Raw genomic sequence first — 14,548 nt, forward strand, 5'->3', positions numbered from 1 at the left:
TCGCTTTTATCAACAAGGTATGCGGGCTGCAACCCTTATTCGGTCTATCTCCTAGACCTCTTTGTCACCCCCCCAGACTTGCTTCTCACCCGTTAAATCTTGGAATCGAGCTTTTTCGGAAAAATAATATTAACCAATTTTTAGCGAAAGCAGACCCACAAATAGAATTATTAGTCCCAACATTTTTAGATAACGACCACCGCGCCTTCTACGGTAGACGCAGGGCTGTTTCATTCTCTTGTAGGGGCAGCCCCCCGTGGCTGCCCCAATCCCACCAAATGCCTAACAAATCCTGGATGGGTCGGGTCGGCATTCTTGGCACGACCCGTACAAAAAGCTGGTTTTCCTGAGAATGAAACAGCCCTGACGGTAGACCTGTTCCGAAAACTATGTCCCAGAAAGTCGAGTCGTGCCTTTAGTCGGCCAAAGTTCCGGCGTCACAGATAATAACGACCCCCGAAACCATTGGTCTCTAAACTGAGATGTTGCACCACGATCGATAAGCCTGTTTTGGGCGGGTTCTCCGGCCCAACCCCTACTCACCACAAGAAAACTCATTCTTTGTGGAACGGGCCCGAGAGCCGGTTCTGGGTAATGGTGCAACATATAAGTCTAAATGGCGCTTGTTGCTGAATCCGAAAGCGAGAATCGACGCACCGAATATGAGGCAAGATTTTGTCCTGAGTTATAGTCCAGATTCCGCAGCTTCAACTGTCACCATCGGTTTTTACCTATTTTTAGCCAGCAATCAAGCTATCACTTAAACTTTTCTACCGTACATTAACGGATAAAAAAAAAAATTAAGGGCATAAATCAGAGCTGAAAAAGAGTTTTATCAGTAATTATGCAGTGTAAAAACCCAGTTTAGGAAGGTGGGTGATAGCTTTTTTAAAGAGAGAAAAGTCAGGACTAAAATTCGGGTGGCAGCACTCCTGTTTTTTGATGTACGCCATAGCAAATAGGTAGCTAGAACTCATCAATTTAGGCATTTTGCCTAAATCCAATCAGCTTATTCCCAATCTTCATCGAATCTTTATCAAAACTACTTGCATTAACTTGTGCTTCCGTTTAGATTGAATATGTGAAGGAAAAAAACCAGCTTCCACTCAACTTAAAAATAAAGGTGTCAACCATGAAATTCCAATTAAACTTAGTCAAATCTATTTTAGCTGTTGCCGGTATCGCCGCTGTTAGTGCAGTATCCGCAGCACCTGCCTCTGCCTTCAGCTTTGGTAATATCGATAGTTCGGATAATAAGTCTGGAGACGTTTATGCTGATAATTTTAGCTTTAGTGTTGTACAGGATGGCTTAGATAAAGTTCTCTTCAACATTACCAACACGGCATCCGTAGCCGACATGTTTATTGGTGCAGTTTACTTTGACACAGGTTCTAATAGCAATTTATTGAGCGCCTTTGGCGTTGATGTTGGTAATACTGGCAGAGTTAATTTTGAAGATAGTGGAACTGCTAATATGGCACAAAGTGGGAACCTTAGTGCTTGGTCTACTGATTTTTCAGCTACGAAAACAGGTGCTGCGTCTAACGGTGTTCACCGTGGCGAAAGTTTGGCGTTGAGTTTTACTGGAAATTATAATAACGTTGTTTCCGCGTTGAATGCTGGTACCCTAAGATTAGGGTTGCACGTCCAGGGTATTGGTCGTAATGCTGAGTATAGCGATACTTTCGTCAGCACCATCAGCACTAGCAATACTGAAGCTACTCCTGAACCTTTAACTATGCTTGCTGCTGGAGCTGCTGTTGGGTTTGGTACTATGTTCAAAAAGCAACGCGCTCGGGCTCAAAAAGCTGAATAGGCGATCGTTTGAACTCGTTTTCGATTCTGGCTTGATGCCAAACTGATTATTTTATGTTCGAGCTAAAAACCTGGTTTCACCAAGAAACCAGGTTTCTTAGTATCTGATAGCGCGCCACCCTGAAAACCCCAGACTTGGAAGCCGAGATGAAACGCAGTTGTAGCATTACCGCTGTTATTAAGATTTATAATTGAGTCCTGGGAATCGAGTGTATCAACTAGGCATTGAAACATCTTAGAGGGCGAGCAATCCCTACAACGGACTAATCAGAATGGATGCGGAACTGTTAAAGGGCGAATAATCGCTGGATGGGTGGCGTAATTACAGCACCCCAGGGTAGTGGTATTGAACGTCAAGGCGCCCCTAGACAGCGCATTTAAGAACTACCGTAAGGCTGTTTCTTAATAATTTCCGCTCTAAAGACACTGAGATTCGTTAAAAGGAGATAATCACCATTGATCGTTGCTCAAACTCTAACTCGCTCAGCCGTATTTACTCGAACCTCAGAGTCACACTCTGCGCGGTGCCAATTGCGTCTACTCTCAAGAAATCCCAGCCTCATTGAGGCTACTTATTTTTAATTTTTGTTGATTCACTCGCTTTTTAGTCTTTGCTTACAGGGGCTGATTAAGCAAGTGCTAGGTACCCAACCAATGATTTTGAGTAGCCGTCTTTTCACTAGGTGTCCTAATGCTGAGCTATGCGTTGCATCTGAGTCTCACCATCCATCAAATTCCAGAGTGTCTACTAACATCATCTCCAAGATTTACGGCCTTTAAAATCCCCCGACTCCTTTCCGTAGGAGGGTTTCAAGCTACTGAGTTGTCCACATCCCGTACTATTTTTATGATATGATCTAACAATAGTCTGCACTGTTTTTAGTTCGTAGTCTCAAACCGTCGATTTTCCGTTGGTACTCTGATTGCCGAATCGCCTGGAAACCCTTATTCTACGGTTGGCCATCAAAAACTGTCCCAAGTATGGCTCTAATCAATCAACTAATAACTAATATCTAAAATGTTCAAGAGAAAACTTTTTTGGCTCATCATTATCGCCACAGCTTTAGTAACTCTGAATATGACACTCCTGTGGAAAATGGACGATATTGCTCATTTTTGGATGAGTATAGTTTTTTGGTGCGCTGTGGGTTCCCTGCTTTGGGATAACCAGGATATTCTCAAACAGAGTGACATAAAAAGTGACCTATTGTCGAGAGTAGCAGGGACGCTATTAATAGCTTTTATTTTATTTAAAAGTGCTGGGGTTTCCAGTAAATTCGATCCTTTTTTAAGACTTGCACCTTTTTTGTCTGGTTTAGGTTTGAGCCTACTTGCGGTAGGTTTTCACAACTTAAAACTATATTGGCGTGAATTGGTAATACTATTTTTTCATGGCACCCCCAGTGTCATTACGTTACCGTTAGTGGATTTTATTACCTCCCTTACTGCTAAATTTGCTTATTATTCTTTGTGGTATGTCGGTTTTAATGTAACACGTGACGGTAATTATGTTGCTTTGCCGACAGGAAGGGTGTTGGTAAATGGGGGATGTTCGGGTATAGAGGCCATGAATTACTTATTAGGTTTAGCGGTAATTTGTTTGGTGATGTTTCCTACTAAACAAAATAAGGCTTTGGTAATAGGTGTCGCTGTCATTTTTGGTTTTATTATTAATGTTTTTCGAGTGGCGGGAATGGCATTGTTGGTTGCATCTAATCGCCTAGATTTGTTTAAATATTGGCATGAGGGTGAAGGTTCTTTAGTAGTGGGCATGATTGCGGTGATTTTGTTTGGGATATTTTATCAATATATGTTGAAACGAGATAGCCAACTTAGTCAAAGTTCGGGAAATTAATTAGTTGCAATTTGAGGTAATATATCGGTTCTTCGATTTCCCCTCCAATAGTCAGGAGTCTCAATCACTCAAATGTCCGGGTGTTGAAATCCGCCACTGTCACTACCTGCCGTTTAACTGCGTCTATATCTATCATAGAAAGGATGTCAGGAATTATAGGAAAGTTGTTATGGCGACAAATGAAAGTCAAATAAATCAAATTTACGGTTCAGAGGATGCTCAGGGTATTTTACAGCTTGCGATCGCGCGGCGACAGGATGAAGGGGAATTATCCAGAGTGCAGCTTTTCGAGATTGCAGCGGAATTGGGCATTTCCGAACAGGATATTGTAGCGGCGGAACAGCAATGGTTAGCAACTAGAGGAGAATTTCAAGAAAAGCTGGTTTTTAACTCTTACCGTCGTCGAAAATTGCAGGAAAATGTGACAAAGTACGGCATTATCAATACTTTTTTAGTTTTGTTTAATCTAGCAGCATCGCACGAGCTTTCTTGGTCGCTTTTCATTTTACTAACTTGGGGATTGGGATTGTCGCTGAATGCTTGGAATGTTTATCAAACTGAAGGGGAAGATTACGAAAAAGCGTTTCAGCGGTGGCGGTTGAAGAAACAAGTCGGAGAGTCTATTGGTACTGCGACGAATAAGTTTATGAAGTGGTTGCAGTCGTGAGTTACTATGGTAAAAAACGCGATCGCCCTTTATTTTACGTCATACTCAAAAGCGCTCGCCCTTTTCCTTCCCAAGGCGCGATCGCACTTTAAATCCGCGACTCCTTTTATAAATCGCGGATTGGCGCGTTATAGTTACGGCTAATCGAGCTTAGCAGCATCTTCAACCACAGGATGAATTAAAGCAGATCGAAAACCTTGCCGAATTTCCGAACTCAAATACCGGCGCTGCAAAATCTGCCATTTTTGCCAAGCTGCATAGCGGTTTTCTGCCAACAAACCAGCTAACTTCGGCAACTCTTTTTTCAGATCGCGATCGACAAACTCTGTCAGAAACTCGCCTAAAACTTCACTGTCTTGAATATCGCCCAAACATTCCTGAATAGCTTTTACATCTTCGACATAAACTTCGTAAGTCTCGCTGTAAAAATCCCCAAACAGATTCATCAAATAGCGAACTCGCTTAGCTTGCTTCCGCAAATCGTGCAGAATAGTTCCCTCGGCTGCTAACTTCTCTTCGACAGCCTCAGCATTCAAATCATCAGCAACTTTAACTTTGCCATCCTCATATTCTGTGCCCAACAGCCAAGCCGGATGCAGGAAAAACTCACTGACTTGAGGTAACAGTAAATCTGGCAAAACCTCAGCAATTGGCAAATGTTCGATCGCCTGAAACTGCGGTTCTTCCAACCAATCCTCGATCGACTGCTTCAGCGATTCGTAGCTTTTGTGCTCTAAAATCGCCCGCACCCCTTTCAAAGCCCGCTGGCGCTGTTTGAGCAAATTCAACAAAGCTTTATCTAAAACTTCCTGTTCTTCAGTCGGCAAATTCTGGTAATAGCGGTTTTGCAGACTTTCGAGCATCACATCCAAATCCCTGAGCGTTCCCAGAATCCGCCCCACCTTACCAATTTTACGTTCCGAAGCCTCTTTTGGCCAATCTAAAACCGGAGCAAAACCAGTCACAGCCGATCGCAAACGTCTCAATCCCACGCGCATTTGATGAAGTTCTTCCGCGTCTTTGTCCTTGATAACTTCAGCCTCGTGGGCTACACTTTTGCGGAAATATTTCTCAATCGCCCCAGATGCAGCGTCTCCGAGAGTTTTAACTTGAGTTTTAACTTTGGCTGATGTTTTTACGTTCATAACAGGTGTAGATTCCACTTTGCCGATCGACTTTAATCTCGATTTCAAAGCTTTGCTAATAAGGGGTTATATCCTAGCACACACTTTTAATTTACGAAGCGCAACCCGAATAAATCTTAATATAAAGGGCTTGACAATTTCTACCCAATCAGCATTTAGCCATCTTCAATCTAAAATCTAAAATAAAATTACCCTCCCTCACCCTTGAGCTCATAAAAATCAGATTTCTGGCGCGCTTTCCCAAATAGGTTAAGATCGCTGCAAACCGATATTTATTCGCCAAAGGGTGAGAGAGGGTGCGATCGGGAGGACAAGTTTTAAATTAAATCAACCCCGCCCAGGCTGCCCGACTTCAAAGAGGCACTTTAGCCTTTCCAGTCTTTCTCAGATTGTTGGAGCACGTAGGTTGCTACATCCTCGATTTGTTGGGGCTTCAACTTAGCGCCGAAAGCAGGCATAGCATTTTTGCCCTTAGTTACCTGAGTGGTAATAGCTTCCAGAGAATTCATACCGTACTTCTCAAGAGCTTCCTTTTTCAAGGTTTTCATGGCCATAACCACGTTGCCGCCACCGATGTGACAAGCAGCACAGTTCGAGCTAAAGATTTTAGCTCCGTTAGCGGCATCTCCTGCCAAAGCAGGGCGGCCAAAGCCGACGGTAAAAATTGCGATCGCTAACAGGGCGATCGATAAGAGTCTTTTCAACGCAGTTCTCCTCTAATGGACACGCAAAGGGTGATTCTTTAGATATTTTACCTGTTAAAACAGGCGCGATCGCGCAGTCGTATCGCCTTCTTCCGAGTAATTTACCACTTTTTGGCAGTGGCAGTTCAACTCTCAAAATTCTCCACGCCCCAGCCCGGAGCTTTCTGAGCAGCCCGGATCACAAAAGCCGCTAAATTTTCAATCTCAGCCTGTGGCATCCAGCTTTCCGGCACTTGGCGGCACCAAAAAGTCTCCTCAGTACCGTCATAAGTCATCGGTTCTCTCAGATACGCCACCAGACTATTGATGTTGTTGCGGGGAGGCGTTGCCCCTTTGAGGTCAGCCAAAGACAGAGATATCGTCGGATCGGGCAAATTAGCTCCTCCGACGTGACAATTCAGGCAATTTTGCTCGAACAATACCTTGCCCGCAGACAAATCCTGAGCCGAAAACAAGCGAGTATGTCCCTCAGAGTCCAACTCCAGAGCCACAGGTTCGCTGGCTTGTAAATACCTATTCACGTAAGAATCGGCAGCAGCCAAAACAGGTTGAGGAGCCCACAGCACGAGTGGCAAAATAATTAACATCCCCAACAGAAAGCAGACAAAAGCACCACGACGCAGCATGAGGGACTACAACCTTTTGCGATAATCAATGAGCAGGAGGTAAATTTTAGATTTCAGATTTTAGAGCGAAAAACGACCAGCCAGCAATTCTTGCCAAACTTCAGCCCTCTCCCAATCCAAAATCCAAAATCTAAAATCTAAAATCTAAAATCGATTAGCGAGCGCCTTTGCCACCAGCCCACTGCTTGGAGACAATTTTCGGCTGCAACAGAATGTGACCGGCAATCGCGTACAAATCGTCATCCGAGAGATTTCTCATCTCAGCGAAAATATCCGCACTCTTCATGCTCGGATGCAGTTCCGAAATTTCCTCAAACCCGTCATAAGTGGTGGGATTTTTCATAAAGTCCACCAGCGACTCAATATTATTCCGGGGCGGGTTGGCCAAAGCCAGAGTTTCCGGGCTCAAATTCACGTTCGGGTCAGTTTTTGTCATGCCGGCAGCGTGACATTGAGCGCAAGCCGAATTGAACAGGCGTTTGCCTTGCTGAACTTGTTTGAGGCTCAGCACCACCGGAGCACCCTTGTCATTCAAAGTCACAGTGCGAAGTTCAGGACTCAGTTCGACAGCCATCGCACTGCTGACAAATAACTGAAAGCTCAAGAATACAGCGGTCAGAGCAATGAAATATCTTTTAAGCATGGTTCTCCTTAAAAAAATCCGGCAAATTATTGAACGCTAAGAGATCGTACCTGGCAAACAGATGTGTGTTCAAAATTCCCTGATGCTGCAACAACTGGCGAAAGTTTGTGCAGCCATACCTTTAAAGGTAGAGGAATTTTGCGAGCTAATCTGCAAGAAGTTTTGAGTCGCGCCTTTTTTCGAGAGTGGACATAATTGCCTTAACATCCTCCAAAGCCAAACGGGTTTGAGGGTGCTTGTAGGCAATTTCCAACTCATCGCACAAGCGGATCACGTCTTCAACAGGGACGTTGAAGTCCTCTGCTATTTCTGCGATGGACAGGTCTGCAAAACCCATAATTTTTAGGTCGCTGACAGGTCAAAATTGAGTTGACGGCTATTAACTGAAAGCCGGACAATTTTAGAAAGCGCTGTTAGCTTGTTCTGTTAGTTTGTTCTGAGATTTTGTTTGATCTATCGCAAGCTAACTAACCGCTAACTGCTACTAGGCATTTTTGCCCAGCCAAACTCCAGGGCCAATCAACTTCCGATCAATATCATCCCACTGCTGCGTCGTTATTACCAATAGGACTTGCGCGGGCGGGGTTCAAAACCCGGTGTCTGCGTGAACGTCTCGTTACCAAACTCAATATTTTTGGTAGAAGTCGGGTTTTGAGCAATTCCTGAGAAATGTTTCGTCTCTCCACCGGACTCACCAACAGACAATCATCCGGCGCTGCAGCTTAGGGAGAAAGTTTGAAAGCGTGAGTCTGCGGGGGCACAGCGTGGCCGTCGCTGCCATCGAGGGCGGAGAATTCCGAGCCGGCCAAGAAAGGCTGGGGCTGGTGGAGGCTGATGAGCTGAGCGAGAGTTTTCTTTAATTGAGTCCGGGGTACAATCAAGTCTACAAAACCGTGGGCGAAGGAGTATTCGGAAGTTTGATAATTTTCCGGCAGCTTTTCCCGCAGAGTTTGCTCGATAACCCGGCCGCCCGTAAAGGCCACAGTAGCTTTTGGCTCTGCAATTATAATGTCTCCCAGCATGGCAAAACTGGCGGTGACGCCGCCTGTGGTCGGGTGGGTCAAAATTGGGATGTAAAGCAGTCTCGCTTCCCGGTGGCGTTCCAGAGCCCCGGAAATTTTAGCCATTTGCATCAAGCTGAGCATTCCTTCTTGCATTCTTGCACCACCGGAAGCGCACACCACGATCACGGACAAGCGTTCCCGGGTGGCGTGTTCGATGAGGCGAGTTAGCTTTTCTCCGACAACTGAGCCCATGCTGCCGCCGATGAACTGAAATTCCATGACTCCGAGGGCGACTGGCAAATTTTCTAGTTTGCCGATGCCTGTTTCTACGGCGTCTAGGTGGCCTGTTTTTTCTTGAAATTCTCGGAGTCGATCGCTATATTTTTTTCGATCGCGAAATTTCAGGGGATCGGTGGCGTGCAGTCCTTCGTTAAGGGGTACCCAGGTATTGGGATCGATCAACTGCTCGATGCGATCGTCACTGTAAACTCTGATATGATGCCCGCATTCCAAGCAAACCATTTGATTTGCTCGCAGGTCTTTGGTATAACTGAGGGCACCGCAAGCTTCGCATTTATTCCAAAGTCCGTCCGCAATTTCTCGTTCCGGCCGTTCTTGGGAGTTCGGTACTGATTTTCGTCGATTTGCAAACCAATCAAATAGAGACATTAAAACTTGGTAATTGTTAACTGTTGACTGTTGACTGTTGACTGTTGACTGTTGACTGTTGACTGTTGACTGTTGACTGTTGGCTGTTGGCTGTTGTTATTTGTGAGTTGTTAGCTGCTACCAATAACTAATAACTAATAACTAATAACCAATAACCAATAACAACAGACAATAAACAACAGACTTGACTACTGACTATTGTCCTCTTCAACTGGACTGATGAGGAGCCATGCTGTTCGCTGGTGTTGTGGAAGAACTTGCAGGGCTGTAGCACTTCCAGCCCCGAAATAAGATGCTATGCCCAAGTCTACAATCCGGGCTGGGATTTCATGAGCAGCTAGGAGCTGCTGCATTAATTCCGCTTCCCAACGAAAGCTAGTAGTTGTAAGTGTAATCCAAGACACGGAACAATTTTACCAATTTTTGAGACAATATTATGTTCTATCGCGCCTGACTGCCTGCCGATCAGAAACTAAAATTCGGGAAAAACAACTGCAAGTAAGTAGATAAGATCGCTTCCCCCCACAGAGCAGTAATTGCTGCACCGAGAGCCAGAAACGGGCCGAAAGGCATGGGTTGACGCCGATCGAGCAAGCCGAGGGCGATCGCCCCGCCACCGGCAAAAGCCCCGGCTAAACAGGCGATGAATCCCGCTAGCAGCAAGTATTTCCAGCCCAGCCAAGCTCCCATCAAGGCGGCCAATTTGGTATCTCCGGCGCCCATAGCATTCTGCCCGAGGCCGATCGTGCCGGCGAGTCCAATCGCGTCAAACAGCCACAACCCGACAACTGCTCCCGCGATCCCATCGAGTACCAGATAGTGTACCGAGTCGATCGGACTAAATGTCGGCCACCAACCTTTCGCAATTTGGAAAACCAATCCGACCACCAAACCCGATCGAGTTAAAGAATTAGGCAAAGTCATTGTATCGCAATCAATCAAAGACAAAGCCAACAGCCAGCTAAACAAAGCCCAAAAACCAAGAGTTTGCACTGTTACGCCAAACCGCCAGAAGATTAACAAAAACAGCAAACCCGTAGCTGCTTCCACCAGTGGATAGCGGGCAGAAATCCGACTGCGGCAGTGATTGCAGCGTCCCCGCAGCCACAGCCAACCGAACACGGGTATATTTTCGTAATTTCTGAGTTGATTTAAACATTTGGGACAGCGAGAAGGAGGGTGGATCACCGACAAACCCGCAGGCAACCGATAGACTACCACATTTAGAAAACTGCCAATAGCCGATCCCAAAATAAAGACGATCGCCGTGACAAGGCAATTAAAGATAATTTCCATTAATTTGTCTGTTGTCTGTTGAAAGTTGACTGTTGTCTGTTGTCTTTTGACTGTCGTTATTTATTAATTGTTAGATTTTGTTCGGTCAATTACCCATATGTTTGTAGTATTGACTTTAGTCAAGAGTCAAATTCTGAGGACTTTAGTCCTCACTACAAACCTCTTTTTTGACAATCGTTCAAGCTAACATAAATATTAGTTGTCACTTTCCAACTCGCAATGCCCAATGCCCAATGCCCAATGCCCAATGCCCAATGCCCAATTACCAATTAATACATTTGAGATTCAATTTCGTCAAAAGTAACAAAACGTTCACCGGGCAACAAAACGGGCTGCGAAGCAAAAATTACCTGACCTCGATCGCTTCCTTGACTGACAACTACACCCGCCGGACGCTGCATCTGCTCGGAATGCACTTTCAGATACATACCATAGGCCGATCTAGCAGCTCGGATCAAATCGGGAGCTAGCAAGCTGTGACTTTCAGAAGTTTCTATCGTGGGTTCTGGGTTGGGCTGGTATAGAGTCACGGGAAACTTATCATAATGGTATAGGTCGAGTTACTGGTGTGGCCTCTCGATCAATAGAACTTACCCTATTTTTTAAGAATAAACTTAGGTGGAAATTATTAATAGATTAACCTACAATCCTCCCTTAGCTGCGCTCGAACTGCAGCTGCGATCGCTCCTTTCCGCTCAACTTTACGCTGCTGCGTGGGTAGATCCGTCCCCCGCAACGCTAATGGGGGTTTTCGATCACCTGCGAACTCTGCGCTACATCCTCCACGACTACGTGCCCCGGCCCGTGTCCGAATCTCCGCCCAACCCGGGCGAGGTGCGCTACCAGTGGCAAACAGGCACCTTGCTGTTCACGGATTTGGCAGGATTTACGTCGCTGTTGGAAGCAAATGCGACCCAGGGGCGCAAGGGAGCTGAAAGCCTGCTGGGCGTGATTAACGACTATTTTGCCTCAATGATTGAAATTGTCAGCAAATCGGGCGGGGATTTGCTGGAGTTTACCGGAGATGCGATGCTGGTGCAGTTTCTGTCAGGAATTCACCAAGAGGATACAGCGAGGGCGGTGCGGGCGGGTTTGCGGATGCAGCGGGCGATGGCGGAATTTGCCAATATTGAAACGGCGCGGGGTGTTTTGTCTTTGAGAATGCGGGTGGGCATTCACTGCGGCCGCTATATTAGTGCTGACATCGGTACGCCGCTGCGGATGGCTCACGTACTGCTGGGGCATTCAGTCCAGCAAGCCAAGCAAGCTGAGGGTTCTGGAACTGTGGGGCGGGTGTGTGTGACTGAAACTGCTAGAGAGTCTTTGGGAGAGCAATTTCGTTTTGAACCCGGGAAACAGGGTTATTTTTTGGTGGCGGACGATTTCACGGACGATCGACTCGGAGAGTATGATATCACTTTGACTGGGCGGCGGATGCCGAGTTCGGTATTGCTCGATCGCAGCGTTCCGGGTTTGGTAAGCGAAATCGGGGAAGCTGTGAAGCGGCTTGAACCCCTTGCTAGTTATATTCCCAAAACGATCCTGAGACTGCTGGTTGAAAATGCCGATCGGCGCAAAATACCGCCGGATTTTCCTGAACCGACGGTGATGTTTGTCAACTTGATCGGTTTACCGGAGTCTGTGGAGAAAGCTTCGCCGGAGGAAGAAGTCAATCTGGTAGTGAGTTATTCTCGGGTGTTTGCGTCGATCGATGCTGTAGTGTCAGCTAAAGGGGGCGTGTTGCAAAAAGTAACGGCGCACTTAGACGGTTCGGATATGCTGATTTATTTTGGCGTGCCCGACGCTCACACGGATGACGCCAGCCGCGCGGCTAGTGCGGCGATTGCGATCCGAGATATTATTGCAGGTTTGCCTCTGGTAATTATCGCGGGTGAAGAAGTAAAAGTAAGCTGTCAAATTGGGCTGTCCCGGGGGTCGGTGTTTGCTGCTGAGGTTGGGGAACCGCGAGGGCGCAGGGAGTTTAATATCCTCGGCGATACGGTGAATACGGCGGCTCGGTTGATGAGCAAGGCGGGGGAAAACCAAATTTTGATTGGTGAAAGGGTGTGTGAGTCGATCGAGCTAAACTTCATTTGCGAGGCTTTGGGAGCTGTTGCTCTGAAGGGGAAATCTGCTCAAACTCCGATTTTTGCTTTGCACAGTGCAAAAGGGGAGAAGGGAAAAGGGGGCGTTTAAATAACTTTGCTGGGCAATAGTTGTACAGGTTTTATGGTTCACAAAGGCAAGTACAGCACAACCGCTTTCCACTGTGACTACTAAATGTTATTTTTCTAATTTTTTAGGATACATCACAATCAAAACCGCCACTTCGTCAGATCGGTTCCGGTTGCCTCGGAATGATTTAACAGCAGAGAACGCAAAGAACGCAGAGGGAAATCGCAGAGAGATGAATAATTCCCATGAAGGGCGGAATTAATATCACTCGCATAGACTAAACTCCGATCGATACTTCACCGTTCCGCTGCAATCCTCCAAAACTCCACTTTCTAACTCCAAAACCATAAAAGCTTCATCGGGCACATCATATTCACATTTCAAGCTCTTTCTGCTAGCAGGAATGAACCCAAAACGCGAATAGAAATCTGGATGACCAAGCACAACCACTGCCTGAAATCCCGATCGCCTGCACTCTTCTAAACCGTGCTGGATCAGCAGCGTTCCTATACCTTGGCGCTGATATTCCGGAAGAACTGCGACTGGTGCCAACCCCAGAATCGACAAATTGCTAGAACATTTACCTTCGACGACAACCGGACTGAAGAAAATGTGTCCGACAAGGCGATCGGATGGTAAGGCAACGAAGGAAAATGTAGATGCAATTCCCCGCAATCTATCGACTAAGTTAGCCTCATTTTCTCGCCCGAATGCCGCAATATTAATGTTGCGAACAGCTTCTACATCTTCTGGCTTTTCACTACGAATATCCATAGCTTACATTGATTGATTGTTGTGCTGACTAACAGCCGTTATTGCGGTACAAGCTGACCGGAAGACAATCGCTTAATGCCCTCCATCGCTGTAGTTTCTCCCGCTTTGTCACCGCCTTCGCGGGCAATTTTCAAAGCTCGCTCGTAGGATTCTAGAGCTTGAGGATATTGACGGAGACTTTCATAAATTGCGCCCATATTGTTGAGCAAGCGTCCGATACTTGTCTTGTCGCCGATGGCTTCTAACATCGGTATTGCTTGCTGAAAATAGATCAGCGCTTGAGTATCTTTACCGAGTTTGCGAGAGGTAAGTGCCATGTTGTTGAGGAGGCGGCCGACGCCAGCCCTATCTCCGATTTCCCGGCGAATTGCTAAAGCTTGGTGGTAAAATTCCATCGCTCTATTAAAGTCGCCGATGTTGTAGTAGACGCCGCCCATGTTATTGAGGGTACGGCCTAAATCGCGCGGTTCGCCGGAGGCCGTACGAATCGTGCGCGCTTGCTGGTAAAATTCGATCGCCTTGGCGTAATTGACCTGTTCTGCGTACACGGCCGCGATGTTGTGGAGAGATTCTGCAATTCCAATTTGGTCGTTGGCAGTTTTGGCAAGTTCCAAAGCTTCTTGGTGCAGTTTCATCGCTTCGGAAAAATTGTCCGCAACCCGGTTGACGAAACCAATGAGATTGAGAGTGCGCGCGATACGAGGCCCTTCGCCGATTTCTCGGTGAATGACTAAAGCTTGCCGCAAAACTTCCAAAGCTTTGGGCTGCGAACCCATTTCGGCGTAAACTTCCCCAATATTATTGAGGGTTTCTCCGATTCCCGGTTTGTCGCCTAGTTGCTTGCGAGTGGCCAAAACTTGCTCAAAAGTCTGAATTGCTTCTCGAAACAAACCCTCACGGTGCTGTTTTACTCCTGTTTCAAAAAGTTTGTCTGCTTGCATTTTGGGGTCAGTTGCTTGGGCGCGCTCGCTCGCTTGGGCGCGCCTCGCATTTATAATGGGGGCATAAGCCCGAGCGTCTGAAATTGCCAGCAAGCTGAGTGCGGGCGATAAGACAATACTGATAGCTGTGATATAGCTGAAGTGGTAAGAGCGGCTGTGCACCGATCGAGTCCTCCAATAGCCAAGTGATAACTATTAAGATAGAACTTTTTGGGGTGTTCCTGCCGAATTTTT

At 46.4% G+C, this 14,548-nt stretch carries 16 protein-coding genes; 5 read left to right on the forward strand and 11 right to left on the reverse strand.

The window, feature by feature from the left end:
* The first annotated feature begins 563 nt into the window (after positions 1-563).
* From QUB33_RS15615 to QUB33_RS15630, 4 genes are all read left to right on the forward strand, one after another.
* A complete protein-coding gene (locus tag QUB33_RS15615) occupies positions 564-764 on the forward strand; it encodes a hypothetical protein (RefSeq protein ID WP_333351503.1) in 201 nt (66 codons plus the stop codon).
* A 368-nt stretch (positions 765-1,132) separates the two neighbouring features.
* Positions 1,133-1,816, forward strand: a complete 684-nt coding sequence (locus QUB33_RS15620; protein ID WP_333351504.1) for a PEP-CTERM sorting domain-containing protein — start codon at positions 1,133-1,135, stop codon at positions 1,814-1,816.
* A 1,017-nt stretch (positions 1,817-2,833) separates the two neighbouring features.
* Positions 2,834-3,670, forward strand: coding sequence for a cyanoexosortase A (gene crtA, locus QUB33_RS15625; protein WP_333351505.1), 837 nt, complete (start codon positions 2,834-2,836; stop codon positions 3,668-3,670).
* A gap of 169 nt (positions 3,671-3,839) precedes the next feature.
* Positions 3,840-4,337: a 2TM domain-containing protein gene (locus tag QUB33_RS15630; protein ID WP_333351506.1), complete on the forward strand. Its 498-nt coding sequence runs from the start codon at positions 3,840-3,842 to the stop codon at positions 4,335-4,337.
* Between the two features lie 140 nt (positions 4,338-4,477).
* Here the strand turns inward: QUB33_RS15630 and QUB33_RS15635 are convergent, their stop codons facing one another.
* The 9 genes from QUB33_RS15635 to QUB33_RS15675 form a co-directional block, all read right to left on the reverse strand.
* On the reverse strand, positions 4,478-5,482 hold the full coding sequence (locus tag QUB33_RS15635) for a CHAD domain-containing protein (RefSeq protein ID WP_333351545.1): 1,005 nt from the start codon (positions 5,480-5,482) through the stop codon (positions 4,478-4,480).
* A 365-nt stretch (positions 5,483-5,847) separates the two neighbouring features.
* Entirely contained in the window at positions 5,848-6,186 is a 339-nt protein-coding gene (gene petJ / locus QUB33_RS15640) for a cytochrome c6 PetJ (protein ID WP_190663567.1), read from the reverse strand.
* 125 nt (positions 6,187-6,311) lie between these two features.
* Positions 6,312-6,812, reverse strand: a complete 501-nt coding sequence (psbV2, locus tag QUB33_RS15645) for a photosystem II cytochrome PsbV2 (protein WP_333351507.1) — start codon at positions 6,810-6,812, stop codon at positions 6,312-6,314.
* Positions 6,813-6,966: 154 nt separating this feature from the next.
* Complete coding sequence (psbV, locus tag QUB33_RS15650) at positions 6,967-7,455, reverse strand: photosystem II cytochrome c-550 (protein WP_333035576.1); 489 nt, start codon at positions 7,453-7,455, stop codon at positions 6,967-6,969.
* Between the two features lie 145 nt (positions 7,456-7,600).
* Positions 7,601-7,792 carry a hypothetical protein gene (locus tag QUB33_RS15655; protein WP_006633443.1) on the reverse strand — a complete coding sequence of 64 codons (192 nt, stop codon included), beginning with the start codon at positions 7,790-7,792 and terminating at the stop codon, positions 7,601-7,603.
* A gap of 385 nt (positions 7,793-8,177) precedes the next feature.
* Entirely contained in the window at positions 8,178-9,128 is a 951-nt protein-coding gene (gene accD, locus QUB33_RS15660; RefSeq protein ID WP_333351508.1) for an acetyl-CoA carboxylase, carboxyltransferase subunit beta, read from the reverse strand.
* Between the two features lie 188 nt (positions 9,129-9,316).
* On the reverse strand, positions 9,317-9,532 hold the full coding sequence (locus tag QUB33_RS15665; protein ID WP_333102041.1) for a hypothetical protein: 216 nt from the start codon (positions 9,530-9,532) through the stop codon (positions 9,317-9,319).
* A 61-nt stretch (positions 9,533-9,593) separates the two neighbouring features.
* Complete coding sequence (locus QUB33_RS15670; RefSeq protein ID WP_333351509.1) at positions 9,594-10,424, reverse strand: prepilin peptidase; 831 nt, start codon at positions 10,422-10,424, stop codon at positions 9,594-9,596.
* A gap of 269 nt (positions 10,425-10,693) precedes the next feature.
* Entirely contained in the window at positions 10,694-10,954 is a 261-nt protein-coding gene (locus QUB33_RS15675) for a hypothetical protein (protein WP_333351510.1), read from the reverse strand.
* A gap of 88 nt (positions 10,955-11,042) precedes the next feature.
* On the opposite strand from QUB33_RS15675, the gene QUB33_RS15680 reads away from it, so the two are divergent.
* The gene (locus QUB33_RS15680; protein ID WP_333351511.1) at positions 11,043-12,620 is read left to right on the forward strand and encodes an adenylate/guanylate cyclase domain-containing protein; all 1,578 of its coding nucleotides are present in this window, start codon (positions 11,043-11,045) and stop codon (positions 12,618-12,620) included.
* A gap of 243 nt (positions 12,621-12,863) precedes the next feature.
* Here QUB33_RS15680 and QUB33_RS15685 read toward each other — a convergent pair whose 3' ends face one another.
* Both QUB33_RS15685 and QUB33_RS15690 read right to left on the reverse strand, forming a co-directional pair.
* The gene (locus QUB33_RS15685; protein ID WP_333351512.1) at positions 12,864-13,373 is read right to left on the reverse strand and encodes an N-acetyltransferase; all 510 of its coding nucleotides are present in this window, start codon (positions 13,371-13,373) and stop codon (positions 12,864-12,866) included.
* Between the two features lie 38 nt (positions 13,374-13,411).
* Positions 13,412-14,476 (reverse strand): tetratricopeptide repeat protein, encoded by a 1,065-nt coding sequence (locus QUB33_RS15690; RefSeq protein ID WP_333351513.1) that lies wholly within the window; start codon positions 14,474-14,476, stop codon positions 13,412-13,414.
* Between the last annotated feature and the right edge of the window lie 72 nt (positions 14,477-14,548).

This window comes from Microcoleus sp. B3-A4, from assembly GCF_036705385.1.
Lineage (GTDB): Bacteria > Cyanobacteriota > Cyanobacteriia > Cyanobacteriales > Microcoleaceae > Microcoleus.